Source organism: Pseudoalteromonas sp., assembly GCF_018402495.1.
Lineage (GTDB): Bacteria > Pseudomonadota > Gammaproteobacteria > Enterobacterales > Alteromonadaceae > Pseudoalteromonas.
Window position 1 is genome coordinate 1,063,639 of sequence record NZ_JAGYIU010000001.1, and the last position, 25,751, is coordinate 1,089,389.

At 41.2% G+C, this 25,751-nt stretch carries 19 protein-coding genes; 11 read left to right on the top strand and 8 right to left on the bottom strand.

Features of this window, described 5'->3' with window-relative positions:
* Positions 1-3 precede the first annotated feature (3 nt).
* The 4 genes from KG708_RS04905 (at position 4) to KG708_RS04920 (ending at position 4,913) form a co-directional block, all read left to right on the top strand.
* Complete coding sequence (locus KG708_RS04905) at positions 4-552, top strand: hypothetical protein (protein ID WP_213608351.1); 549 nt, start codon at positions 4-6, stop codon at positions 550-552.
* The gene (locus KG708_RS04910) at positions 549-3,323 is read left to right on the top strand and encodes an ATPase (protein WP_213608352.1); all 2,775 of its coding nucleotides are present in this window, start codon (positions 549-551) and stop codon (positions 3,321-3,323) included. Before KG708_RS04905 ends, KG708_RS04910 begins: the two co-directional genes overlap by 4 nt.
* Positions 3,324-3,487: 164 nt before the next feature.
* On the top strand, positions 3,488-4,036 hold the full coding sequence (locus tag KG708_RS04915) for a DUF4136 domain-containing protein (protein WP_213608353.1): 549 nt from the start codon (positions 3,488-3,490) through the stop codon (positions 4,034-4,036).
* A gap of 64 nt (positions 4,037-4,100) precedes the next feature.
* Positions 4,101-4,913: a methionine sulfoxide reductase gene (locus KG708_RS04920; RefSeq protein WP_366513560.1), complete on the top strand. Its 813-nt coding sequence runs from the start codon at positions 4,101-4,103 to the stop codon at positions 4,911-4,913.
* Positions 4,914-4,918: 5 nt separating this feature from the next.
* Here the strand turns inward: KG708_RS04920 and KG708_RS04925 are convergent, their stop codons facing one another.
* Positions 4,919-5,425: a peptide-methionine (S)-S-oxide reductase gene (locus KG708_RS04925; protein ID WP_213608354.1), complete on the bottom strand. Its 507-nt coding sequence runs from the start codon at positions 5,423-5,425 to the stop codon at positions 4,919-4,921.
* A gap of 202 nt (positions 5,426-5,627) precedes the next feature.
* On the opposite strand from KG708_RS04925, the gene KG708_RS04930 reads away from it, so the two are divergent.
* Positions 5,628-7,481: a TonB-dependent receptor gene (locus tag KG708_RS04930; RefSeq protein ID WP_213608355.1), complete on the top strand. Its 1,854-nt coding sequence runs from the start codon at positions 5,628-5,630 to the stop codon at positions 7,479-7,481.
* Between the two features lie 320 nt (positions 7,482-7,801).
* On the opposite strand, the gene KG708_RS04935 is transcribed toward KG708_RS04930, so the two are convergent.
* Entirely contained in the window at positions 7,802-8,065 is a 264-nt protein-coding gene (locus tag KG708_RS04935; RefSeq protein WP_213608356.1) for a YkgJ family cysteine cluster protein, read from the bottom strand.
* Between the two features lie 171 nt (positions 8,066-8,236).
* On the opposite strand from KG708_RS04935, the gene KG708_RS04940 reads away from it, so the two are divergent.
* The 3 genes from KG708_RS04940 (at position 8,237) to KG708_RS04950 (ending at position 13,588) form a co-directional block, all read left to right on the top strand.
* Positions 8,237-9,412 (top strand): efflux RND transporter periplasmic adaptor subunit, encoded by a 1,176-nt coding sequence (locus tag KG708_RS04940; RefSeq protein WP_213608357.1) that lies wholly within the window; start codon positions 8,237-8,239, stop codon positions 9,410-9,412.
* Between the two features lie 3 nt (positions 9,413-9,415).
* On the top strand, positions 9,416-12,568 hold the full coding sequence (locus tag KG708_RS04945; RefSeq protein ID WP_213608358.1) for an efflux RND transporter permease subunit: 3,153 nt from the start codon (positions 9,416-9,418) through the stop codon (positions 12,566-12,568).
* Between the two features lie 129 nt (positions 12,569-12,697).
* The gene (locus KG708_RS04950; protein ID WP_213608359.1) at positions 12,698-13,588 is read left to right on the top strand and encodes a dienelactone hydrolase family protein; all 891 of its coding nucleotides are present in this window, start codon (positions 12,698-12,700) and stop codon (positions 13,586-13,588) included.
* Between the two features lie 20 nt (positions 13,589-13,608).
* Here the strand turns inward: KG708_RS04950 and KG708_RS04955 are convergent, their stop codons facing one another.
* Entirely contained in the window at positions 13,609-14,550 is a 942-nt protein-coding gene (locus KG708_RS04955) for a LysR family transcriptional regulator (protein ID WP_213608479.1), read from the bottom strand.
* 126 nt (positions 14,551-14,676) lie between these two features.
* Between KG708_RS04955 and KG708_RS04960 the strand changes: the two genes are divergently transcribed.
* Positions 14,677-15,333, top strand: coding sequence for a nitroreductase family protein (locus KG708_RS04960; protein WP_213608360.1), 657 nt, complete (start codon positions 14,677-14,679; stop codon positions 15,331-15,333).
* A 44-nt stretch (positions 15,334-15,377) separates the two neighbouring features.
* Here KG708_RS04960 and KG708_RS04965 read toward each other — a convergent pair whose 3' ends face one another.
* From KG708_RS04965 to dapB, 5 genes are all read right to left on the bottom strand, one after another.
* On the bottom strand, positions 15,378-16,436 hold the full coding sequence (locus tag KG708_RS04965) for a S66 peptidase family protein (RefSeq protein WP_213608361.1): 1,059 nt from the start codon (positions 16,434-16,436) through the stop codon (positions 15,378-15,380).
* A gap of 170 nt (positions 16,437-16,606) precedes the next feature.
* Positions 16,607-17,083: a transcription elongation factor GreA gene (gene greA / locus KG708_RS04970; protein ID WP_213608362.1), complete on the bottom strand. Its 477-nt coding sequence runs from the start codon at positions 17,081-17,083 to the stop codon at positions 16,607-16,609.
* 50 nt (positions 17,084-17,133) lie between these two features.
* Positions 17,134-20,352, bottom strand: a complete 3,219-nt coding sequence (gene carB, locus KG708_RS04975) for a carbamoyl-phosphate synthase large subunit (RefSeq protein ID WP_016900400.1) — start codon at positions 20,350-20,352, stop codon at positions 17,134-17,136.
* Positions 20,353-20,368: 16 nt separating this feature from the next.
* On the bottom strand, positions 20,369-21,505 hold the full coding sequence (gene carA / locus KG708_RS04980) for a glutamine-hydrolyzing carbamoyl-phosphate synthase small subunit (protein ID WP_213608363.1): 1,137 nt from the start codon (positions 21,503-21,505) through the stop codon (positions 20,369-20,371).
* A gap of 362 nt (positions 21,506-21,867) precedes the next feature.
* Positions 21,868-22,665 carry a 4-hydroxy-tetrahydrodipicolinate reductase gene (gene dapB / locus KG708_RS04985; protein WP_213608364.1) on the bottom strand — a complete coding sequence of 266 codons (798 nt, stop codon included), beginning with the start codon at positions 22,663-22,665 and terminating at the stop codon, positions 21,868-21,870.
* Positions 22,666-23,045: 380 nt separating this feature from the next.
* On the opposite strand from dapB, the gene KG708_RS04990 reads away from it, so the two are divergent.
* Together KG708_RS04990 and KG708_RS04995 are read left to right on the top strand one after the other, a co-directional pair.
* A complete protein-coding gene (locus KG708_RS04990; protein ID WP_213608365.1) occupies positions 23,046-24,269 on the top strand; it encodes a glycosyltransferase in 1,224 nt (407 codons plus the stop codon).
* A gap of 123 nt (positions 24,270-24,392) precedes the next feature.
* Entirely contained in the window at positions 24,393-25,625 is a 1,233-nt protein-coding gene (locus KG708_RS04995; RefSeq protein ID WP_213608366.1) for a threonine/serine exporter family protein, read from the top strand.
* Positions 25,626-25,751: the final 126 nt, after the last annotated feature.

Genomic DNA, 25,751 nt, shown 5'->3' on the forward strand with positions numbered 1-25,751 from the left:
ACCATGACACAGATAAACTTAGATGCGCTTTCTCACTTACAAGCCATAAATAAAAAATTAGTCGCGGGTTACCACATTTGCGAACAAGACACCCTAATGTGGCAAGAGCTCGACCAACAAATTGAAGCCTATAGTGCCTTATTCACAGCATTAGGCCATGATTTAAAGCATGATAGTCGTGGCTTTTATTATTTTGCCAGCGATGAAAGCACCCCTAATATGGGCAAAATATCGCGCGCGATAGCGCTCACTATTTACATTTTAATCGAACACTTTGCCAACACAGGTAAAGATCCGATGCGTGCATTATTTGATGAGCCAAACGATTTAGAGTTAATGCAAACCTTAGTACAACTTAATAAGCATTTGTTTGATCAGCTAGAAATATTCTCGGGTTCTGATTTACGCAAAGATGTGTATTTACGCATGGTACGTTTAGGCCTTGCCCGCGAAGTGGAAAATGGTTTTATGCTGCAAGCCCCTATTCACCGCTATATTGATGCCTTAATGGAAGTAAACGAAGAAACCTTTTTAGGAGAGGACGAGCAATGAAAAACTTATATGGACTGAGTAAACTCGCCCTACTTAATACTGCAGGCTATGCAAAATGTGTGATCCCACTGGATAAAAGCAGCTCTATTTGTGCCCCTAACAACACAGGTAAAAGCTCAGTTATAAATGCTCTGCAATTTCCGCTTATTAACGATTTACGCCTTACTGAGTGGGATGGCCATGATTTAGATGAAACGCGTAAGTTTTATTTTTCATCCGATCAATCGTACATTTTATTGCAAGCCGATTTACCCCATGGCTCAGTGGTCATTGGCGTAGCAGGCTTAGGTAAAATTGCTGGTTATGCACACCAGTACTTTTGCTATCAAGGCAAACTTGATTTAGCCCAGTACACCCAAGGCAATACTATTATTAAGTTTACCAAGCTGTTTAATCACCTAAAGCAGCAAGGTTACAACCCGATAGAGCTTAAAGCGCAAGAGTTAAACGCCCTACTTACTGGCGGTGCAACGCAATTTGATGGTGAGATCAACTTAAAGATGATCCCCCTTAACAACGTTCAAGACTCTGCAATATACAAAGAAATATTTCGTCGCATTCTTAATTTACATAAATTAGGCGCAAACGACGTTAAGCGCTTTATGTTACGTGTGTTTGAGCGCCACATGTCAAATTCAAAGGTCGACTTCTTTGAGGTATGGCGCCGTTCATTCGATAAAGTAAACCGCGCAAAGCGTGAATTAAAAGCACTTGAATCGATGCAAGAGCCCATAGCCGCCCTTGAATCTATGCTAGAAAACCAAACCGTGCTTAAAGGTAAACTAGCCGCTTATGCGCCAAAAATTGATCAAGCGCTCGTTGATTTTGATACGTATCAAGAAGAGCAACTAAGCGAGCTCAACATCGCCCTTGAAGACATTGAGCACGAAAAACACGAGTTTGAACAAAAACAAAGTCTATACGTTCAACAATCGCGCGATATAGAGCGCAAACAAACCCAAATTGAACAATGGTTTTTAGATTACAACGCCCTTAAGAGTGAGTTTGAGCTAGTTAATAAAGCCACACTCAAAACCAGCTTATCGCAGTTGAAAAATGACTACGAATCGTTGTCACACTCTATTACAAGTGCACAAGGCCAAAGCCTGCATACTCTTGATTACCGCATTGGCGAAACACAAAAACAAATTAAAAGCTTAAAGTTACAACTTAAAAACTTAGAATTTAACTTATTCACTCGTATGCGTGAAGACCTATCACTCAAAGAAGTTGAAGAAATATCACGACTATTAAACCCCGATCTTCTCTCCTTTGCTACCACTAGCAATGGCGATATTACCATTGATGACGACGACGCCTTCGGCGAATTTTTATCACAGCTTAGTGAAAACGTAAAAGGCGGTGTGCTCACCCTCCCCGGTGCGAGCATTAAACTTAAAAAGCTCTCGCCAGTGCAAATGCAAAGCGGCGAGAACAAAGAGCAGCTGAGCGCTCAGTTAACCGCACTTGAGCAATCATTAAAAGAGTTTAAACAACAGCGCGAGGTAGCCGCCAATGTTGCCGATAAACAAAAAGAAAAAGACGCGTTATATGATGAGCTAATGAGCTTAGAGGCTGCGTTAAAACGCTTAGAGCAATTTAACGTAATGCAACAGTCGGTTGACGCCCAAGCAATGCTAAAAGAGCAGCTTTTAGCCGAACGCGAACAAGTTGACGACTACCTGCAAGATATTCAAAAAAACAGTGGCTCAATTGCTGACAGACGATCACTAATCAAATCAAAACAAGCGCAAATTAATCGTCAAACAGAGCGCCTGCGCCAAGTTAAAACCGAGCGTATTGACCACACGTTAGATTTATACAGTGGTAAAGTGACGCCTTACATGATTGATATAAAAATCGATTTTGATAATTTAAGCGATTTAATTCACCACTTTAATAAAGACTGCCAAGAGCTACGTAATTTCGATATAAATGTACGTAATACTTATATGCATATTTACAATGCAGGTATTACCAAATTTGATAACGAAAGCGATGACTTTACTAAATACCAAAAGCTCATCAGTGCGTTTCATAATATTGATAACGAGCGTGATGCTGTTGAGCGCCAAGGTCGCGTTGCTCTCACCGAAGTGGCCGCCACTATTAAAGGCTTACGTGAAGATTTAGACCGCCTACGCCGTGAAATGAATAGCTTTAATAAAGGTATAAGCCAGTATCGCATTTCAAACCTGCAAGCGTTTAAAATTAATATTATCCCGCGTAAAATGTTGGTAGACAGCATTGATACTATTATCAGCACCTCTAACCAATTTGAACAAGGCGATACCCTGGATTTACTCAGCCAAGAGCCGTACAGCGAAAGTGCAGTAAACGATGCCAAAGATCATTTAATTAAACTCGCCTCAGACAAAGCAGGCCTGACCCTCACCGATTTATTTGATATTCGTTTTGAAGTGGTCAACCGCGCGGGTGAAACAGAGCACTTTGAAAAAATAGATTCGGCTGGTTCTAATGGAACACGTATCACCATTAAGCTTTTATGTGGCATGTTGTTTATTCGTTACTTATTAAGCGATCAGGAACAAAACTTATACCGTATACCTATTTACATAGATGAGGCAGCTGATATCGATCCGCAAAATCAAAAAGCAATCATAGAAACCGCCTTGAGCTTTGGCTTTGTACCAATATTTGCTTCGGTTAAACCGCAAATAAGTTGTGATTACATTGTACCCATCCGTTCAGTAAAAAACGGCGCACAAAACTGGGTAGATGAAAAAGATTGGATTGAGGTTGAACATTGATCAGATATTACGGTCTTAGCTTTGCCTAATACCGTAATAACTTTTTAACATTCAGTCATTAACAATTACAGTGCTATTTACTGTATTTAACGAAAAACGCTAAATTATCATTTTTTGTATTATTTTTATGCTATGTTATTAAAAATTGCCAAGGAGCAAAATTCATGAAAAATCTATTAATCGCCACCGCTGTATTACTACTTGCGGCATGTGCTAAAACCCCTGATTGGGATTATGATAAATCCGCTAATTTTAGTAACTACAAAACATTTGCTTGGATGCCCAGCGCAAGCCTCACTAAAAATGTTAATAATTATCAAATTAGTGGGCTTATGGAAAAGCGCGTACGTGAAGCGGTAAACAATGAGCTACAAAAACAAAATATGCAGCTTGTTGATGTAGCTCAAGCGGATGTGTTAATTAACTATCACGCCTCGGTTGATACAAAAATTGACGTAGATACCGTTAATATTGGTTACGGTGCGCGTTGGAATTACTGGAACATGGGTTATAACACGCAAACCACAACGCGCGAGTACGAAGTTGGCACGCTTATTATTGATGTAATTGACAGTGCTTCTAAACAACTGATATGGCGTGGTGCTAAAGAAGGCCGTTTAAAGAAAAATCAAACACCAGCGCAACGTACTCAGGTTGTTAACGAAACAGTAGCAAACATTTTAAGTAACTTCCCGCCTAAAGCACAGCAATAAACTTTAACTAATATTTAAAAGCCCGCGGGCTCGCGGGCTTTTTTGTGAGAAAAGGAATTTTTCGGTGACATTTAAAAAGATCCTAACCCTTAGCTTATTTTTACCCCTGCTTTGTGCGTTCCATGCGTACGGCACTCAACTACAGTTAAAGCCTGGTATATGGCAAGGAATTTATAAAGATCATTTTGAGTACAATGTACTGGAAATTAAAGAAAACGGAGAACACCGTTTAATAATAGCAAGTATCGCCAATGCATTTTATAGAAATAAATCAATTGCGTTTAGCAATAATGATATAAAATGCAGTCGCATTAATTGCACTATCAAACTTGTTAGCCCTAATAAAGAACATCTGCAATTTACATTGATTTTGAGCCCCTTTTTAGATAATTCATTCGAGGTGTTAGAGATTTATTCTAATGCAGACGATAATTTTGTAATGTCAAAAACGTACCGATTGGAAGAACAAAAAGGGCAATCTACCGTTCGTACATTTATAGGTAAATACCGCTCTAAAATAGATGAGTTAGCTACTATAGAAAAGACGGGCCTACATGGTTTTTGGGTAGGATTATTAAATTTAGACGGCAAGCAAGAACTAGCAAGTATTGAATTTCACCCCAATAAAAAGTCGTATTTCAATTATTTTACAAATGGGACCAATGACATAATTAGCACCTCTTTTATGCCACAAGATATTCAAGAAAAAGAGAGGATATTGGAAATAACCACCAGCCACCCACTTTTCGCAAATAAGCTAATTATTCATAAAGACAACCGAGAACTTAAAGGCTATATGTACTCAAACCACAAAGGCACAACACTTCAAACTGGCTCGTTCAAATTATATCGTTTTGAAAGGCCTGAGTACCCTTAAAGCTATCACGATTTATACTTGTGCAATAAATCAATTGGGATATGGCAATAATCATCTGGGTGATTGGTTAAACGGTCTTGATGCTCGGGATCGCTAGGGACATAATTAGTCAGTGGCGCTACTTGTACCGCTATTTTTTTGGCATCGTCCCGCTGGCTAATATAGTCTCTGGCGATGTTTAAATGATTGCTGTCTTGGCTAAAAATGGCGGTGCGGTATTTTTCGCCTACATCGTCACCTTGTTTATTGATACTGTATGGGTCAATAATCTCAAAAAAATAGCCGATTAATTCATTTAAGGTTACTGCTTGGCTATCAAATGTTACTTTAACGCATTCGGCATAGCCGTCGTATTCACCTTGTGTTGTGTTACTAGTACCATTGGCACGCCCCGCCTCAGTAGTCACTACTCCAGGTAAATACTTCATAAATTCTTGCACGCCCCATAAGCAACCACCTGCAAAATAAAGTGTCTGCTGAGTGAGTAGATTGCCTGATTGTTGTGTTTGCATAATAAAGTGACCAATGTAAATAATTTATAGGATTCAGAGTTACTATTTTGTAACGCTAGGTTTGATTATCAAATGCAGTTTTTTATCATTAATGTACAATAGCGCCCAAAATCACCCTAGCTTAGTGAGCTTACCTTATCATGTGATAAAAAGTGATAGGTATTTAATTGTTAGCGCCATTGCATAAAATGAGAATAATGATATGAATCGTGCCCCGTACCTTATTATACCGGCTGTACTAGCCAGTATTTCAACTGTTGCTTATGCAGAGCAGAGTAAAGAAACAGCAACCATAGAACAAATAACAATTGAAGCATCACCCACTGCCAATACCTTACCTGTTGGTACATTTGATTCACCTATTTCAAATTTAGAGTACGACCCGCGTGTTGATTTACAATCGCGTAACATGGCTGAAGCACAAGCAGACGTGACCATACGCGGTGGTATTTTTGAAAATACCGGCTTTAGAGTCGGTAGTGCAACTCTACTCGACCCGCAGTCAGGTCACTACTTTGCAGAAATCCCCATTGCACCGCACATGTTATCAGGCCCCTATGTACTCACTGGTGCCGACAATGCGCTTGGCGGTGTAAATAGCTCTGTCGGGACTGTGGCGTTTGGCTGGAAGCCTATTATTAGCGCAGGCAGTGTCTCTGTTGGAGTTGGATCTAATGATTTTAATTTGCAAACAATTCATGCTGGTAAAAGTATTCCTTTAAATAACACATCCGATTGGCGCATTGGTTTTGAAGGCGAATATTCACATTCACAAAGTGATGGTTCAATTGACTTTGGTGACCATGACTTTACCCGCACCTCTGGCAGAGTACAGTTGTCAAGTAGCCTGTCGCAAACTGATTTATTTTATGGCTTGCAAGAAAAGTTTTTTGGTTGGCCAAACCTTTACACTCCTTTTGGCGTCAATGAAACAGAAGACTTGGAAACGCAACTGATAATGCTTAATCATAAGCAAAGTTACACAACAAATAGCGAATTTGAGGTCTCAGCTTATTACCGCAAGCATAACGACCATTATGTTTATTCAAGAGAGAACCCAAGCGCGTTCCAAGCATTTCATGAAACACAAGTAACATCATTGGCTATTTCAGGTCGTCATGCGCAAACAAAGTCAGTTGCGGTTAATTACTCAGCGCAATACATTGAAGATAGTATTAAATCGACCACGCTTGAAAATAATTTTACTTCACGTAACTACTTTAAGCTTAGTGTATTGCCTGAATACACAACCGCACTTAAAAACAATCAGCAGCTCACGGTGCGTTTAGGTGCTGCATTTGATAACACCAATCGTGATGATTCCGAGCTATCGCTGATTGGTGATGTTACTTTGAACACGCAAAATAGCGATGGTACTGAACGTACGCTTTATTTGTCGTATGCCGAGGCAAGTCAAGTAGCAGGCTACACCGCGATCGGTGGCAGTGAATCAGGCGGGTTGTTTAGAAGTAACGCTAACCTTGAGCGTGAAACCACTAAAAGCTTAGAGCTGGGCTTATTGTTTGAGCAACAAAGCTGGCAACTCAATTCGGCGCTTTTTTACCGTGAAGATTACAACCTAACTGATTGGACATTTAACTTTGATTCAAGCTCAGCGCGATTTGCCGAGCCGGTTGATATTAACACCACAGGCCTTGAGTTCTTAGCCACCAAACAATTTGAAAATACAGCAATTGTTGCCAGTTATGCCTACTTACATAAAACAGAAACCTACGGCGCTGAAGACGTTGATGCTAGCTTTTATGCCTTAAACTTTCCTGATCATCGGTTAACTCTGGGTGCAATTTGGAATCCTACTGATGTATTAGAGTTTCGGGTTGATAATGAATGGCGTAAGCAGCATAAAAATGCGCTGCGCCGTTCAGGTGACGAAGTGCTATTTACTCAGTTGACGTTAAAAATTACTCCACCAGCCCTGCCTAACTTCTTTATTAGTCTTGCGGCTGATAACTTGTGGGATGAGTCGTTTGAAGAAATTCCCGGTACGCCAGGACGCGGTGAGCAATATACGCTAAGTGCCACGTATAGCTGGTAACTTTATAGCTCGGCGAGGGTTTATCCCACGCTGAGCTTGTTTTTAAATTGAAATAATAAACTGACTAGTGCAAAGCTGTATTATAAATTATATACCGCAATTCGCCCTATTTTACGTGCACTAAAAGCGCTGTTTCTCTTCGCCTTCTTTATGTATTTATCATTAAAAAATAGGATGAACAAAGAGAAGTGAATGAGAAAATACTAGCTGCAAGTGAATACGTAATTGTCTATTTCATTACAGTTTTTAAAAACGCGAAGTGAGTGTCTACACATTTTAAACGTATAAATTGTAAATATATGTGTATTTAACACCATAAATTAGGTTAATTGTTCTAATTCGGTAATTAACATTAATGCCTGTTCATTAGTCGTTCCGCATACATCTAAAGTAGCGCTAAAGTCACTGCACACTTTAGGGCGCGACGGTTTACCAAATAACTTACATAAATTACGTTCATCGAGCTGAACACAGCGTTCTCCGGCCTTTTTACCGTTTGGCATACCTGGTATTGGTGAGCTAATACTTGGCGCAATACAACATGCTCCACAGCCTAAACGGCACGCCATTGATTGTATTTTCATTCTAACCTCAGTAATAAATTTCAATTATAGTGCTGCTACTTTGCATATAAATAGCGCGTTTTGAGCTAGTTGTAACCGCACTTTGCAATGACTTGTTACATCTTCAAACACACTGTAAACACTTTATTGCTTATTATTAGCCCATCAGCATAATTTATGAAGGAATGCCCTGTGGCGACTAAAAAGCAAATAATACTTCCGATCGCGGTCCTTATTGGTGGCATCACTCTCGCAGCTGGCTTTTCTACACTAAAAAAGCCGCCAGAAGAAAAGCCACCGCAAGATACTCGCCCTTTGGTTGCAACTCAACCTATAAACCTTGATGCAATGACCCTAGATGTTAAATCGTACGGTATTGTACAACCAAAAGAGCGCACTGAACTGATTGCTCAGGTAAGTGGCCAAGTTATTTCTGTTGCAGAACACTTTGTTGAAGGTGCCTTTGTAAAGCAAGGGGATATTTTAGCACGAATTGATCCAAATGATTACGACGCTGATTTAATTGAAGCCGAGGCAGGCCTTGCTCAAGCAAGCTCAGCACTTGAAATTGAACGTGCACAAGCGCATGTTGCTAAAGCCGAATGGGAACGCATTAAAGCAGACTCAAGCGATATTACTGCGTCTGCGCTTTATTTACGTAAACCACAATTAGCAGAGAAAATGGCGCGTTATCGCTCAGCACAAGCCAGCGTAAAACGTGCCAAACGTAATTTAGAGCGCACTTATATTAAAGCCCCTTATGATGCGATTATAAACGCGCGTAGCATTAGTTTAGGCTCGGTAGTAAACCCGGGCAATAGCTTTGGCTCGCTAAGTTCAACTGAGGTCGCTGAGGTACGCTTACCTGTTGCCGATAAAGAGCTGCAATACCTTAATAATAGTGGTATCGGTGCAACAGTTGAGCTTAATGGACAATACGCAGGAAAAGAAACCACATGGCAGGCTAAGGTCGTTCGCAGTGAAGGGGTGATTGATCAAAAAAGCCGAATGAGCTATTTAGTGGCGCAATTGCTAACCCCCTATGCTGATAAAGCCCAGCCACTTCGTTTTGGTGCGTATGTTAACGCCAGCATAGAAGGCCGCACAATTAATAATGCCATCGTCGTGCCGCACCATTTAGTAAAGGAAAATAAAATTGCGATATTAAACGACGATTTAACCCTGTCATTTAAAACTCTCAATATTATTCGCAAACAAAATGGCATGGTCATCGCTGATCAAGGTTTAGCACAAGGGGAGCAATTAATTACCTCAGCCCTTGAATACCCAACCGAAGGCATGGCGGTAAAAATTGAAGACACAGTGACAATGCCAGATGTTACTCAACTTGCACTTAAAGGAGAGTAAACGATGACTATGACTGAAGAAAAAGGATTAATTGCCTGGTTCGCGCGCAACCCAGTTGCCGCTAACCTGATCATGGTTTTTATATTGATTGGTGGATTACTAACCGCTCTAACAATTCGTAAACAAGCGTTCCCCCAATTTGAAAGTAACTGGGTAAGTATTCAAGCTATATACCCTGGCGCCGCGCCACAAGAGGTGGAAGAAGGTATTACGATAAAAATTGAAGAAAACCTTGAAGGCACTGAAGGTATAAAGCGCTTAATCACTTATTCTAATAGAGGCTATGCACAAGCTTGGATTGAGATTGAAGAAAAGTATGACGCTAAAGAAGCGCTAGATGAAATAAAAACTCAGGTAGATTCAATTAATACGTTTCCTGCTGGTATGGAGCGCCCTGTTGTTCAGCGTGACAAGTTTCAACAGGAAGTAATGATACTCGCGCTTTATGGTGATATGAGTTATTACCAATTAAAAGAGCTTGGCAATGATATTAAGGATGAATTACAAAACCTTCCTCACGTAAACCTTGTTGATTTTTACAGTGGCTTAGACTACGAAATTGGCATTGAAATTAGCCCTGATAAACTTCGCGAATACGGACTCACGTTTAGAGATGTATCTAATGCGGTACAAAGCTTTTCTACTAATATGTCGGCGGGGCAAATTCGCTCTGACACTGGCTACATCTCGATGCGTGTCGAAAAGCAAGCTTATCGTGGCGGCGAATTTGAAAAGTTACCGCTCATTACATTACCAGACGGTGCTCAAATTAAATTAGGCGATGTAGCCACTATTAATGATGGCTTTGAAGAGGGCCTACTTTACTCTAAATACAATGGTAAAAATTCATTAACGTTTGAAGTTGATGCCTCAAAAGATCAAGACATTACCGTTGTCGCTAAAGTTCTTAAAAAATACCTAGCCGACAAAGCCGATCAACTTCCTGCAGGCGTTAAGCTCTCACCCATCGTTGATTTAACCTACTACCTTGAAGGCCGACTCGACATGATGCTCGACAATATGGTGTGGGGTGGTATTTTAGTTATGCTGGTATTAGCGCTGTTTTTACCGCTACGTTTAGCGTTTTGGGTAATGATGGGCCTACCAGTGTCTTTCTTAGGGGCATTCTTATTTATGCCTATCGGCTTTTTAGACATTACTATTAATATGGTGTCTTTGTTTGCCTTTATTATTGTTCTGGGGATTGTGGTTGATGATGCCATTGTTGTAGGTGAGTCGGCCAGTGCTGAAATTGAAAAACATGGGCACTCACTTAACAACGTTATTCGTGGTGTAAAACGTGTGGCCATGCCAGCAACCTTTGGTGTACTAACCACTATTGCCGCATTTTTACCTCAAGCAATGGCTTCAGGCCCAAGCGCTGCGTTTTCAAAAGCCATTGGCGTAGTGATTATTTTATGCTTAATTTTTTCACTGATTGAATCAAAACTAATTTTACCTGCACACATTGCAGCAATGAACCCGCGTAAGCCTAATCCTAAAAATCCATTACACAAATTACGTAATGTTGTTGATAGTGGCTTAAAGCATTTTGTTGAACATTATTACACTCCTTTTATCGGCCGTTGTATCCATTATCGCTATACCGTGATTATTGGCTTTTTATGTATTTTAATCGTCAGTGCAGGACTCTTTACCGGTGGTATGGTTAAATTTGTACCGAACCCTAAAATTCCGCATGATTTTCCGCGTATATCGCTAGAAATGAACCTTGCCTCTTCTGAGCAAGCAACGCTTGAAACAGCGCGTAAAATAGAAAATGTATTACTGAGCGTCGACAAAGAACTAGAGCTGCAGTATGGCCAATCTATGATCCGTGATTTGTCTGTTAGTCTGCGTGGTCGTACTAATGCGAGTATCATGGCCATTTTAGTAGAGCCTCATTTGCGCCCAATTGATACCTTTGAGCTAAGCACTTTGTGGCGTGAAAAAATGCCGCCGCTACCGGGGCTTAAAACACTCACTATTCAAGATAGTATTTTTGGCGGTGGTCGTGATGATGGCGACGTTAGCTTTAGACTCGAAGGAAAAAATGCCGACGAACTAAAAGCAGTGTCTAGCAAACTAAAAGCTAAGTTACAAAGTATGGAAGGCGTGGGGGATGTAAATGACTCATTACAAAGTGCCACAGACGAAGTACAACTTGATTTAAAACCACTTGCTTACAGTATGGGCTTAACCCTAGCTGATGTGGCCTCTCAAGTTAGTTTTAGTTATTACGGCCTTGAAGCACAGCGTATTTTACGTGAAGGTGAAGAAATCAAAGTAATGATTCGCTACCCTCAAAGCGAGCGTAACTCTATTAGTAACATTCAAGATACGCGTATTATCACCCCTTCGGGCGCTGAAGTTTCTTTGAGTGAAATAGCTATAGTCAAGCTGGTTGACGGCGTAAGCAGTATCAGGCGTGAAAACTCAAACCGTACTGTTAATGTATGGGCTGCGGTCAATAGCGACCAAGTAGAGCCATTTGCCATTGCACAAGAAATTCGTGATGTTTACTTACCAGCACTCCTTAAAAACTACCCAGGGGTACAAAGTAATGTTGCTGGGCGTATTCAAGAAGAGATGGAAAGTGCTAATGAACAACTACGTGATTTTGCAATCTCATTAATGATTATTTTTGCGCTACTGGCCATTCCACTTCGCTCATACTCTCAGCCTTTGATCATTATGTCAGTGATCCCATTTGGTGTTGTAGGTGCCATGTTTGGTCATATGGCTTTAGGTATGACAATGAGCGGATTATCAATGTTCGGCATTATCGCTGTAGCCGGTATAGTAGTTAACGACTCTCTTGTTATGGTGGATTTTGTAAATAAAGCCCGTGCAGAAGGTGTGGCAATAAAAGAGGCGGTAATGCAAGCCGGAGCGCGTCGTTTTAGAGCCGTATTACTAACCTCAGTCACTACGTTTATAGGGGTCATGCCAATTATTATGGAAACCAGCTTACAGGCAAAAATTGTTATACCTATGGCGGTATCGCTCGCTTTTGGTGTGCTGTTTGCCACGGTAATAACGCTTATTCTTATACCATGTCAGTATGTTGCGCTTGAAGATGCGAAACGCCTGATCCGCAAATGGCGTGGTAAAAATGCGATTGTCGATGGCCAACCAGCAACGACCAATAGTTAATTCAGTAAAATCCCAACCAAAAAAGCTCGGCATAATTATGCCGAGCTTTTTATTTATAAATTAAACTGCTCGTTTTTTATGCCTTTTACGTTATGGTATTAAATAATCATAATAAAATAAGGCACAACTATGACCTCCCCTCAGTCTGAACACATTCTTCAAGAAGCATTTGATTGGTATGACGAATACGCTCATGGGTTAATTGATAGACGCACGTTTATGAAAAAGCTCGGCGGCTTGGCCACATTGGGCTTTTCAATGACGGTGCTTACAGGTGCATTATTACCTAATTACGCTCAAGCTGAGCAGGTCTCATTTAACGACGATGACATAAAAGCCACTTACCAAGAATTTGATTCGCCTGATGGCCATGCTTCGGGCAAAGGCTATTTAGTGGTTCCAAAAAATACACAAGGCAATCTACCTGTTGTATTAGTAATTCACGAGAATCGCGGCTTAAATCCGTATGTAAAAGATGTTGCAAGGCGACTGGCTAAAGCCGGCTTTATCGCTTTTGCACCCGATGCGTTACACCCTCTGGGTGGTTACCCTGGCAACGACGATGAAGGTCGTGCCATGCAGCGCACAATGGATCGCGCTAAAATACAAAATGATTTTGTTGCCGCCGCGCATTTTTTGAAAGCGCATCCAAATAGTAATGGTAAATTAGGTGCCGTTGGTTTTTGTTTTGGTGGCTATATTGTTAACTATTTAGCTGCCGTAGACAGTAATTTATTGACTGCGGGCGTGCCCTTTTATGGTACACCTGCAAGTGAAAGCTTACATAAAAACATTAAAGCGCCATTAATGATTCAGTTAGCTGAGCTTGATAAACGCGTTAACGCCACATGGCCTGAGTATGAGCAGAGCTTAAAATCAAACAATGTTGATTACACTATGCACATGTACGAAGGCGCAAATCATGGTTTTCATAACGATTCGACTGGCCGCTACGATGAAAAAAATGCCGAACTTGCATGGCAGCGTACATTAGCGTTTTTTAATAACCACTTAAGTTAACATTACTAAGCGTGTATTTGTTACTCGTTAATTAATACACGTTTATCAACAATTCCCTCTTTTACTAGCTGGTTCAATAAGTGAGCGGTTTTTCCTCTGCACACATCGCGTAGTAGCCGTACAGCGGGAGTAATTGATTGCCTGCTTGGGCAAATAAGCCACAGCTCCCCTTGAGTGTGCTGATAGTTAGGCATCACAGTAACGACCCTTTTATTTAATAAGTCATCGGCAATATCTAACGCCGATTTAACCGCTAAACCTTTACCTGCCAAACACCAACGCCTGACTAAATCGCCATCGTTTGAGGCACGTCTGCCCTGCATTTTTACTTTGTATTTTTTTTGGCCATCGGTAAACTCCCATACATTATTGATAATATCTTGCAGCTGATAAAATAACCCTTGATGCTGCGCTAAATCATCAGGGTGCTCTGGCTCACCATATTTAGCTAAATAGGTAGGTGTAGCACAGAGTAGTCGCGGTACGTTGCAAATTTTAAATCCATAAACACTACTATCACTTGGGGAGCCATAACGCAGTGCAATATCAACCGAATCACGAAAAAAATCGATATTGCTATCGCTAATGTGCGTACGCAAACTCACACTTGGGTACCTATCCATAATGCCATCAATCCAAGGGATCACTAAGTTACGCCCTAAATCAGATGAAGTAGCTACCCGCAATTCGCCCTCAATAGCATCATGTTCCCCTTTGAGATTTTGCCTTGCCGTTTCAAGTACAGCCAGCGCTTGTTCGCATTGGGGTATGTATCGCTCCCCTGCACTAGATAAACGCAAATGGCGAGTTGTTCTAATAAATAATTCACAGCCAAGGGCTGATTCTACGCGCTTAATAGCAGCACTGGCGGTTGCTGTACGCATATCTAACTTGGCAGCAGCCAGCGTAATGCTTCGACACTCAGCTACTTTTAAAATCAGTTTTAAGTCATCAACCTGCATATTATCTATTTTTATTTGATAATGATTCAATAATTATGATGTTTATTTTAAATAAAGCAAATTGTATTATGCTGCTCATACACTTAATGAACCCTATTTATCAGCTTTTTTTATTATGGAGAGACTATGATTCACCCTATTATTCGCGATCTTCAAAGCCGCCACACCGCTAAACGTTATGATGCTACAAAGCGCATTTCTCAAGACGATTTAGCAGTATTGTATGATGCTATGCGTCTTTCTCCTTCGTCAATTAATTCACAGCCTTGGAAATTTATTGTGATTGAATCAGACGCCGCAAAAGAGCGTATGCATAGTACCTTTACTAATAAGTTTCAATTTAATCAGCCACACATTAAAGCGGCATCGCACATTATTTTATTTGCTCATAATCCGCAATATACCCGTGAAAACTATGGCCAAGTAATTGATGCTGATATAAAAAATGGCCGAACTAAAAAAGAAAACCGCGAGCAAGCTTTTGGCGCTTTTGCGTTTGTTGATTTAAATACCGATGAGCAAGGTAATAATGCCGCGTGGACCAAAGCACAAACCTACATTGCTTTAGGCAATACTATGCATGCAGCAGCACGCTTAGGGATTGATACCACGCCGATGGAAGGCGTTGATGCACAGCTGATTGGTGAAGAGTTTGCAAGCGAATTAGACGGCTACATCTGTGATGTTGCACTTGCGCTGGGTTACCATGATGCAGAAGAAGACTACAATGCTAAGTTACCAAAGTCACGTTTAAGCAAAGAACAAGTAATTCAGGTTTTATAAGTTAAAGCTGCTCACTTTAAATTGTTAGTGAGCAGCTTACTTTATTAGGCTAGTTTTGTGACCACAGACGCACTAATAACTTTGCCTTGCTCAACATCTGCGGTAACAGTGCATAAAGCTCCATTGATTAAATTTAAATTAGGAGGGATGTGACCAATATCGGCATCAATGATCACCGGAAATAAACACCCGCCAAAAGCGGCATTTAAGCCTTGGCGATAATCAAACCCCGGATCTTGCCCCTGTAAGGTTACATGGCGGCCAATAATCACCCCGTTTATATCATCAAACATACCGGCTAATTTGAGTGACAATAAAAACCGTGCAACCGTCGCAGGCGTGAGCTCTGCGCTTTCTAAATAAAGCACGATACCTTGCGAGGCATTATGCTTTTTAAACTCATGCAGTGCTAAAAAAGGCGAATCAAGCAACAGCCCAACCGTATCAAGACATCCACCAAACAATCGCCCTGACATTTCGATACTGCGTTTATCGGTGTAATTTAAACATTGCCACTGGGTTGGCGCGCTGTGATCAAATAATACGTTTGGGTTTTGTGCATAATCAGGCTTGCTATGTTGATGGTAAGTCGAGGGTGCTTGCTCAAACTCACTATTAGCCTCATAGCTTAGACTTTCAAAAATTTGTAAACAATACGGATCTTTTTCATCGGGGTGTAACTGAATTAAATTGGCGCTATGCAGTGTTGCCCAATTACATTTTGCTGTCAGTGCGCAGGCAATCGTACTGACATCTGAATAACCCACCAACCATTTAGGTTTAGCGTTTTTAATTGCGCCAAAATCAAGTAACGGCAATATTTCCATTGCCAGCTCTCCGCCCATTGGCGGCATAATCGCATCTATTTTATCATCTAATAAAAAGTCCATTAATTGCTTGGCATGCTGCTTAGCAGTATGTTGAGCTCGCGGCTCGTTTTGACGTAAAAACTCCCCCTCAACAACCTCATAACCTCGATGTTTTAAGCCATTAATGACGATGTCTAACCGTGGGTGATATTTTGATTTGATCCCCGCTGATAAAGAACACACAGCGATTTTAGATCCCACTTTTAAAGGTGCTGGATACAGTATATTTGCCATATTATTTCCTTATTGAAGAATAGGTTACTACCATAACAACATAGCCTACATTTACAAACAATGAATAATAATTGACCGGTATCTAAACCAAATATAAAAGCCGAGCATAAAAAAACCAGTGCTTATTGCTAAACACTGGTTTTTATAAAACGTTAAAGTGAGTTAACTAATTAAATATACTCAACCTCAATGATTTCGTACTCTACATCACCTTTTGGCGTTTTGATAATCACAGCGTCATCCGCTTGTTTACCAATTAAGCCGCGAGCAATTGGTGAATTAACAGAGATTAAATTATTTTTAATATCGGCTTCATCATCGCCAACAATCTGATATTTAACTTCAGCGTCGGTTTCAACATTAACGATGGTTACTGTAGTACCAAAAATCACTCGGCCTGTATTAGGCATCTTTGTTACGTCAATCATCTGCATGTTTGAAAGTTTTGCTTCAATTTCTTGAATACGGCCTTCACAAAAACCCTGTTGCTCACGCGCAGCGTGATACTCAGCATTTTCTTTTAAGTCACCGTGTTCACGTGCATCAGCAATATCAGATACAATTTTTGGACGGGTAACAGTTTTTAATTCGTTAAGTTCATCGCGCAATAATTTTGCGCCACGAACTGTCATTGGAATTGATTGCATACTTTTCTCACTTAATCCCAAGGCCGTGGTTACGGCCTTGGCACATTTCCTTAGTTCAATCGCAGGTGTAGTTCTTGAACAGACGTCACTTTACTGCGGTCATCTGCTTGGTTAGCAGTACAGTTAGCAAATGCCGCATTCAATGTCGTAGTATAATTGGTTTTGTGCTGCAATGCACCACGACGTAACACCTTTGAATCTTCAATCGCTTGGCGACCTTCGGTGGTATTAACGATATAGCTATACTCGCCATTTTTGATTCTATCAAGAATGTGCGGACGACCTTCATATACTTTATTTACACGGCGAACCGTAATTCCAGCATCTTCAAGTGCAGCAGCTGTTCCACCTGTTGCATCTAGCTCAAAACCAAGGTCTGTCATGGTTTTAGCTAGTTCTACAATACGTGGCTTATCGCTATTACGTACAGATAGTAACGCGCGACCACCACGTGGTAAAGTGTTGCTTGCACCTAATTGTGCTTTTGCGAACGCTTCGGCGAAAGTATCACCAACACCCATTACCTCACCCGTTGAGCGCATTTCTGGGCCACGGATAGGATCCACACCTTGGAACTTAGCAAATGGCAATACCACTTCTTTTACGCTGTAGTACGGTGGAATCACTTCTTTAGTAATGCCTTGGCTTGCTAAAGATTGACCTGCCATACAACGTGCCGCAACTTTTGCAAGTGCTACACCCGTTGCTTTAGATACAAATGGAACTGTACGTGCTGCACGTGGGTTTACTTCGATTAAATACACTTTGCCATCTTTAACCGCAAACTGTGTATTCATCAAACCAACTACGCCAAGCTCAAGGGCCATATCAGTTACTTGCTTACGCATTACATCTTGTACTTCTTGCGTTAGCGAGTGAGCTGGTAATGAACACGCTGAGTCACCAGAGTGAACGCCCGCTTGTTCAATATGCTCCATGATGCCGCCAATAATAACTTGCTCACCATCACAAATTGCGTCAACATCAACTTCGATTGCGTTATCTAAGAAGCGGTCAAGTAATACAGGCGCTTCATTTGAGGCAGATACGGCCTCGGTCATGTAACGACGTAAGTCTTGCTCATCGTATACAATTTCCATCGCACGACCACCTAATACGTACGAAGGACGTACTACCAGTGGGAAACCAATTTCAACTGATTTTAAAATAGCTTCTTCAGTTGAGGTTACGGTGGCATTTTCTGGCTGCAGTAAATCCAAACGCTCAACAAGTTGTTGGAAGCGCTCACGGTCTTCTGCACGGTCAATCGCATCTGGCGAAGTACCAATGACTGGCACGCCGTTCGCTTCAAGCTCACGCGCAAGTTTAAGTGGCGTTTGACCACCGTACTGCACAATAACGCCTTTTGGCTTTTCAACACGTACAATTTCAAGCACGTCTTCTAGGGTAATTGGTTCAAAGTATAAACGGTCTGAGGTATCGTAATCGGTAGATACCGTTTCAGGGTTACAGTTAACCATAATAGTTTCGTAACCGTCTTCACGAAGCGCAAGCGCAGCATGAACACAACAGTAGTCAAATTCAATACCTTGGCCGATACGGTTAGGACCGCCACCAATCACCATGATTTTATCACGGTCAGATGCGTTCGCTTCACATTCTTCATCGTAAGATGAGTACATGTAAGCTGTATCTGAGCTAAATTCGGCAGCGCACGTATCAACGCGTTTGTACACAGGCACAATATTGAGTTGATGACGCTTTTTACGGATTTCAGCTTCTGACACACCGGCAATTTCTGCAATACGCGGATCAGCAAACCCTTTGCGCTTTAACTTACGTAGGAAGTCTGCATTTAAGCCGGCCATACCGACTTCTGAAATTTTAGCTTCGTCTTTTAAGATATCTTCAATTTGTACTAAGTACCAAGGGTCAATCTTAGTTAATTCAAATACATCTTCAACGCTCATACCATGGCGCATTGCATCGGCAATGTACCAAATACGCTCTGCACCTGGCTCACGTAATTCACGAATGATTTTTTCTTTTGCTTTGGGGTCATCAAGTGCCACAATTGGGTTAAAGCCTGTTGCGCCTACTTCTAAGCCACGTAATGCTTTTTGTAATGACTCTTGTTGGTTACGACCAATCGCCATTACTTCGCCCACTGATTTCATTTGCGTCGTTAAACGGTCGTTTGCACCGGCAAATTTTTCAAAGTTAAAGCGAGGAATTTTTGTTACAACGTAATCGATTGACGGTTCAAACGACGCTGGGGTTTTACCACCCGTAATATCATTTTGAAGCTCATCTAACGTGTAGCCTACCGCTAACTTAGCGGCGATTTTAGCAATAGGGAAACCGGTTGCTTTAGAGGCCAGTGCCGATGAACGTGATACACGTGGGTTCATTTCAATGATAACCATACGGCCATCAACTGGATTTACACCAAATTGTACGTTTGAACCGCCGGTTTCAACACCAATTTCACGCAATACGGCCATAGAGGCATTACGCATGATTTGGTATTCTTTGTCGGTTAATGTTTGTGCTGGAGCCACAGTGATTGAGTCACCTGTGTGCACACCCATTGGGTCAAAGTTTTCAATAGAACAGACGATAATACAGTTGTCTTTTTTGTCACGAACAACTTCCATTTCGTATTCTTTCCAACCAATTAACGACTCATCTATTAATAACTCGCTGGTTGGTGAAAGGTCTAAACCGCGCTCACAGATTTCTTCAAACTCTTCCATGTTGTAAGCCACACCGCCGCCGGTGCCGCCCATTGTGAAAGAAGGACGAATAATACACGGTAAGCCGATACGGGTCATGGTATCGCGCGCTTCATCCATTGAATGGGCAATTTCAGCACGTGGACATTCTAGGCCGATGTTACGCATAGCAACATCAAAGCGTTCACGGTTTTCTGCTTTATCGATTGCATCGGCTGTTGCGCCAATAAGCTCAACGCCATGCTTAGCCAATACACCATGCTTGTCTAAATCAAGCGCACAGTTTAGTGCTGTTTGGCCACCCATTGTAGGCAGTACAGCATCTGGCTTTTCTTTTTCAATGATTTTTTCTACCACTTCCCAGTGAATTGGTTCGATGTATGTTGCATCGGCCATTTCTGGGTCAGTCATGATAGTTGCTGGGTTTGAGTTAACGAGTATAACTCGATAGCCTTCTTCTCTTAGTGCTTTACACGCTTGAGCACCAGAGTAGTCAAATTCACAAGCTTGACCAATTACAATTGGGCCTGCGCCTAAGATAAGAATGCTTTTTATGTCGGTACGTTTTGGCATTATTACTCCGGTTAAATTAGTGGTTACGCGCTTGCATCAAATCGATGAAGTGGTCAAATAATGGGGCTGCATCGTGCGGACCAGGACTCGCTTCAGGGTGACCTTGGAAGCTAAATGCTGGTTTATCTGTACGGTGAATACCTTGTAATGTGCCGTCAAATAACGATTTATGCGTTGCACGTAGGTTATCTGGTAATGTGGCTTCATCAGCAGCAAAACCATGGTTTTGTGCCGTTATCATTACAACATCGCGGTCAATATCTTTAACGGGGTGGTTACCACCATGGTGGCCAAACTTCATTTTTACTGTTTTAGCACCTGAGGCCAGCGCTAATAGTTGATGCCCTAAACAAATACCAAAAATTGGCGTGTCGGTTTCTAAAAAGGTTTTAATTGCATCAATGGCATACGTACACGGCTCAGGATCGCCGGGGCCATTCGATAAGAAAATACCATCAGGGTTTAAGGCTAATACGTCAGCGGCAGAGGTTTGTGCAGGGACAACCGTTAGTTTACAACCACGGTCAACAAGCATGCGTAAAATATTACGTTTAACACCGAAATCGTAGGCAACAACATGAAACTTTTCATCATCAGCGTGTAAGGTTTTAAACCCTTCTCCTAATGACCAGCTTGATTCGCGCCACTCAAAATTTTCCTTGGTTGAGACAACTTTTGCTAAATCCATGCCTTTTAAGCCTGGGAAGGCTTGCGCAGCTTCAAGCGCTTTTTTCTCGTCTAGTTTGTCACCGGCAACGATACAGCCATTTTGTGCGCCTTTATCACGCAAAATACGGGTTAGTTTTCTGGTGTCGATGTCCGCAATACCTAAAATATTACGTTCTTTTAAGTAATCATCTAACGATTTCTCGTTGCGAAAATTACTCGCTAGCAGTGGCAAATCACGGATCACTAGGCCTTTAGCCCAAATGTGACTCGCTTCTTCGTCTTCGCTGTTGGTACCCGTATTACCGATATGTGGGTACGTCAAAGTTACGATTTGTTCCGCGTACGATGGATCAGTCAAAATTTCTTGATAACCAGTCATAGACGTATTGAATACTACTTCACCGACTGACATACCGTCAGCGCCGATTGCAGTACCGCGAAACACTGTGCCGTCTTCTAGGACTAACAGAGCGGATTTAGTCAAGTTAAACCTCCTAACAGTAAAAAACGGGAGTAAGCAAATTGCTTAACACCCCGCCAATACTCAGATAATTGGTCAAAACCTGATTTCTGTGAGCTTAAATTGTTTTACGCAGTCTTAAATGATGCCGATGTAAACCACTAAACCTTCATTCATTTTTCTTGCCTAAAACTCTTTTCATTCCCACACAAACCCCGGTTTTGCTAACCATATGAGTATAATTGGAAACACGCATTTAGTAATTTTTGGCAAATTGGCTGCATTCTACATGAAGTTGGCTTTTAGGTCTAACGCTAATTAGTAAATTGCAATAAATAAGTGGTTATAGCAAAAAACCACCTCAAAGCGTTAAAAAAGGAACTTAACTACTTTAAATCTAGCACATCTTGCATGTCATAAAGTCCTGCAGGTTTATTTTTCAACCACTGCGCAGCTCTTATAGCACCTAGCGCGAAGGTCATTCGCGAACTTGCTTTATGGGTTAATTCAAGTCTTTCGCCCATTGTAGCGAAGTAGGCCGTGTGTTCACCTACTATATCTCCGCCTCTTAGCACCGAATAACCAATTTCATTTTGTGATTTGGCCTGCTCTATGTTGTTGCGATCATAAACGGCAACTTCATCATGATCCCACCCTTTTGCCTGAGCAATCGACTCGCCAATGGCAAGTGCCGTGCCCGATGGCGCATCAATTTTATGACGATGATGTGCTTCAAAAATTTCTATATCTAAATCATCACCTAGTTTTGTCGCTGCCGTTTGCACTAAGTTAAGTAGTAAATTTACACCCACGCTATAATTACGCGCAAATACAATCGGAATATGTTTAGCGGCATCCGTTAATAGCGCCATATCGTCATGAGTTAAGCCGGTGGTGCCAATTACCATAGGTGTTTTTTGCTCAACGGCTGTTTTTAAATGATTTCTCATGCCTTCAGGCAAAGTAAAGTCTATAAGCACATCTACATTTTCAACCTGCTGTTCACTGCTAAACTTAATCTCTTTTGCCGCTGCGCTATTAAGCTGATTAACGGGCAGGTCTAATAACAGTGACTGACTGCGCACATAGGCCGCCGCTAATTGTGAATTTTTATTAATTGTTGCAGCTTCTAAAAGTGCGAGTCCCATTCGACCATTTGCACCAAATACACCTATTCGATTCATCTTTTTATAACCTATGCATTTTTTAGTGAGCTAGATTTTATCTAAAACTCATGTAATAGTCAGGAAAGCTTACAAGAAAGCTTCTATTATTTTAGGGTCTGTTGACCTTTGCGGATTAAAATTTGTTCAAACTAGGAGCGGTTTAATCGTGGCGCGAGGTTTGTAACCTAGTGGGCTAAGTAAAAACCGAGCAACAAAGAGTAAATCGCCCCTAGGCAGAACCCTTCGGGCAGCGCCTGTTTGGTATTGATGCTGCGTTATCGCCTATTTGTGGGGAACAACCACACCACATAGGCCCTGCCTTGCCTAAATACCAAACAGACTGCTGCAAAATTTAACCTTGAAAGGTCAACAGACCCTAATAATAAGAGATCTAGCCAATGAAAAAAGTGCTGGTAATTGGCTATGTTTGGCCAGAACCCAATTCTTCTGCTGCGGGTACGCACATGATGTCGCTACTTAATGCGTTTAAAGCGCAAAACTGGGATGTTGAATTTGCCACACCTGCACACCCTACCGAGCACATGGTAAATCTTGATGACTACGGCATAACCAGCCAAAGCATTGCACTTAACTGCGATAGTTTTGATAGCTATGTTAAAGCTTACAATCCCGATATTGTCATGTTTGATCGCTTTATGATGGAAGAACAATTTGGTTGGCGCGTAGATAAGCATTGCCCAAATGCACTGAAAATTTTAGACACCGAAGATTTACAATGTCTACGAAATGCACGCCACGAAGCCCATAAAGGCGAGCGTAAATTTTCAAACAACGACTTACTTTCAGATATTGCTAAACGTGAAATAGCCGCAATTTTACGCTGCGATTTAAGCTTAATTATTTCAAGTTTCGAAATGGGTTTGTTACATGAGGTATTTAATGTAGATACTGATTTATTGCATCATTTACCCTTTATGGTTGATTTAAACACCTTACCTCAAACAACTAACACCTTTGAGCAGCGCCAGCATTTTATGACTATTGGCAATTTTAGGCATGCGCCAAACTGGGATGCGGTACTGTATTTACAACAAATTTGGCCACTTATTCGCAAACAGCTTCCCGATGCACAATTACATATTTATGGTTCATACCCACCCCCAAAAGCCACCGCACTTAATAATCCTAAAACCGGCTTTTTAATTAAGGGCTGGGCGGATGATGCTTATAAAGTAATGCAAAATGCACGTATCTGTTTAGCTCCCCTTCGTTTTGGTGCTGGCATAAAAGGTAAGCTATTAGAGGCCATGATCATGCAAACCCCCAGTATCACCACACCAATAGGCAGCGAAGGCATGCATGGTAATTTACCTTGGCCTGGGGCGATTACTCAAAATGCAGAAGAATTTGCAAATGCTGCCGTCTCAATTTATAGCAATGAAGCTGAATTTAAAACTGCACAAAAAGCAGGCAATACGTTACTTCATTCTATGTATGATAAAGCGCAGTTAAGCCACAATTTAATCGAAAAAATTCAATTAGTAAGTGAAAGTTTATCGACGCACAGAATGAAAAATTTCACCGGCCAAATGCTTAAACATCACACCATGCGCAGCACACAATACATGTCGCAATGGATAGCAGAAAAAAATAAAAAATAACGGTGAGAAATGACTAGACAGGCGGCGATTTGTGTTTAAAATCGCCGCAAATAAACTTGGGCAATTTTAGCATTATTGCCTATATTTTTAGCTTAGTTATTTAATAGTTGGTTCAAAACAAATTTGAAAACCGCAACGTTTACAGAAAAACGCAAATTTATCGTTAAATTGGGCAAAATGCTTCATAAGTACGGTACACCGGCTTATCGCCTAGAAGCCCATTTAATGGAAGTGGCTACTTACCTTGGTCTTAAATCATCGTTTGTCATGTCGCCAACATCGGTCACCTTTGTTATTTGGACTGATGGCCACGAAGATGAATACACCCATGTTGCCCGCGTAGATCCAGGCGATCACGATTTAGGCTCGCTTGCAGATACCGATGACCTCGTTAATAAAATGCTCAATGATGAGTTAACGTTGCAAGAAGTTGATCAGCAACTGGATATTATTTTTGAGGCGCCAAATCCGTACAATAAAGTGATCACAGGTATTGCCTTTGCTACATCAGGTGGCGCATTTGCGATGTTAATGGGCACTAGTTGGAATGATGTAATTTGGTCTGGATTATTAACCTTTATTGTTTATTTATTTGTGTTGTGGTCGGCACGTTCTAAGCGTGTTGCCCACATGCTAGAGCCACTGGTTGCCATTGTTTCAGCAATATTAGCGTGTGCAATTAGTGTACATTTAGATGCGCATATTAATATCCGTCTTATCGTACTCTCGGCTATTATCGTGTTTATACCCGGACTTGCCTTAGCGCTTGGTTTAGCCGAACTTGCTGCACGGCATTTAGTATCAGGAACAGCCCGCGTTATGGACTCGTTTATGTTGCTGTTTAAACTCTATTTTGGTGCGTTTATTGGTATTGCGATTGGTTTTGCACTTTTTGGCCAAGCTGATTTTGTACAGCCCACGCCACTGCCTAAATGGACAGCCTGGTTAGCTATATTTTTACTGTGTAGCAGCTTAATTGTGATTTTTAGAACTAAGTTTAAACATGCAGCTTGGTCTATTGCTTCAGGATTTATCGCTTATGGCACCAGTATTGGACCTGCCGTATACCTGGATTTAAATTACACGTTGGGTACATTTATAGGTGCGTTTTCAGTGGGTGTATTTAGTAATTTATTTAACCGAATTGCCAATGCCCCGGCCTCTATTGTGGCTATGCAAGGCTTGATTGTGTTAGTACCCGGGAGCAAAACCTACATTGGTTTAAACTCACTAATTGAAGGCCAAGATTTTGTTTATGCTGAGCATATTGGCCAGCAAACCTTCTTAATTTTTATGTCTCTTGTTGCAGGACTTATTTTTGCAAACGTAGCGCTTCCTCCTAAAAAGAGCCTATAAATTAATGCGCGGTGTTCCACTGCGCCTTTATTTCTTCATTAAACGTCCTCTTTTGAGGATTAATCGCATTTTTTAGTATATTAGTTACACCTTGTTATAATGAGGTAAATCTTATAAAGCAAAGGA

Excerpts from the sequence above, each read along its gene's own strand:
- KG708_RS04965 (WP_213608361.1), bottom strand. The coding sequence starts at position 16,436 with ATGGCAAATATACTGTATCCAGCACCTTTAAAAGTGGGATCTAAAATC.
- carB (WP_016900400.1), bottom strand. The coding sequence starts at position 20,352 with ATGCCAAAACGTACCGACATAAAAAGCATTCTTATCTTAGGCGCAGGC.
- KG708_RS04910 (WP_213608352.1), top strand. The coding sequence starts at position 549 with ATGAAAAACTTATATGGACTGAGTAAACTCGCCCTACTTAATACTGCA.
- KG708_RS04990 (WP_213608365.1), top strand. The coding sequence starts at position 23,046 with ATGAAAAAAGTGCTGGTAATTGGCTATGTTTGGCCAGAACCCAATTCT.
- dapB (WP_213608364.1), bottom strand. The coding sequence starts at position 22,665 with ATGAATCGAATAGGTGTATTTGGTGCAAATGGTCGAATGGGACTCGCA.
- KG708_RS04925 (WP_213608354.1), bottom strand. The coding sequence starts at position 5,425 with ATGCAAACACAACAATCAGGCAATCTACTCACTCAGCAGACACTTTAT.
- KG708_RS04905 (WP_213608351.1), top strand. The coding sequence starts at position 4 with ATGACACAGATAAACTTAGATGCGCTTTCTCACTTACAAGCCATAAAT.
- KG708_RS04960 (WP_213608360.1), top strand. The coding sequence starts at position 14,677 with ATGATTCACCCTATTATTCGCGATCTTCAAAGCCGCCACACCGCTAAA.
- KG708_RS04950 (WP_213608359.1), top strand. The coding sequence starts at position 12,698 with ATGACCTCCCCTCAGTCTGAACACATTCTTCAAGAAGCATTTGATTGG.
- greA (WP_213608362.1), bottom strand. The coding sequence starts at position 17,083 with ATGCAATCAATTCCAATGACAGTTCGTGGCGCAAAATTATTGCGCGAT.
- KG708_RS04915 (WP_213608353.1), top strand. The coding sequence starts at position 3,488 with ATGAAAAATCTATTAATCGCCACCGCTGTATTACTACTTGCGGCATGT.
- KG708_RS04930 (WP_213608355.1), top strand. The coding sequence starts at position 5,628 with ATGAATCGTGCCCCGTACCTTATTATACCGGCTGTACTAGCCAGTATT.
- KG708_RS04955 (WP_213608479.1), bottom strand. The coding sequence starts at position 14,550 with ATGCAGGTTGATGACTTAAAACTGATTTTAAAAGTAGCTGAGTGTCGA.
- KG708_RS04935 (WP_213608356.1), bottom strand. The coding sequence starts at position 8,065 with ATGAAAATACAATCAATGGCGTGCCGTTTAGGCTGTGGAGCATGTTGT.
- KG708_RS04945 (WP_213608358.1), top strand. The coding sequence starts at position 9,416 with ATGACTATGACTGAAGAAAAAGGATTAATTGCCTGGTTCGCGCGCAAC.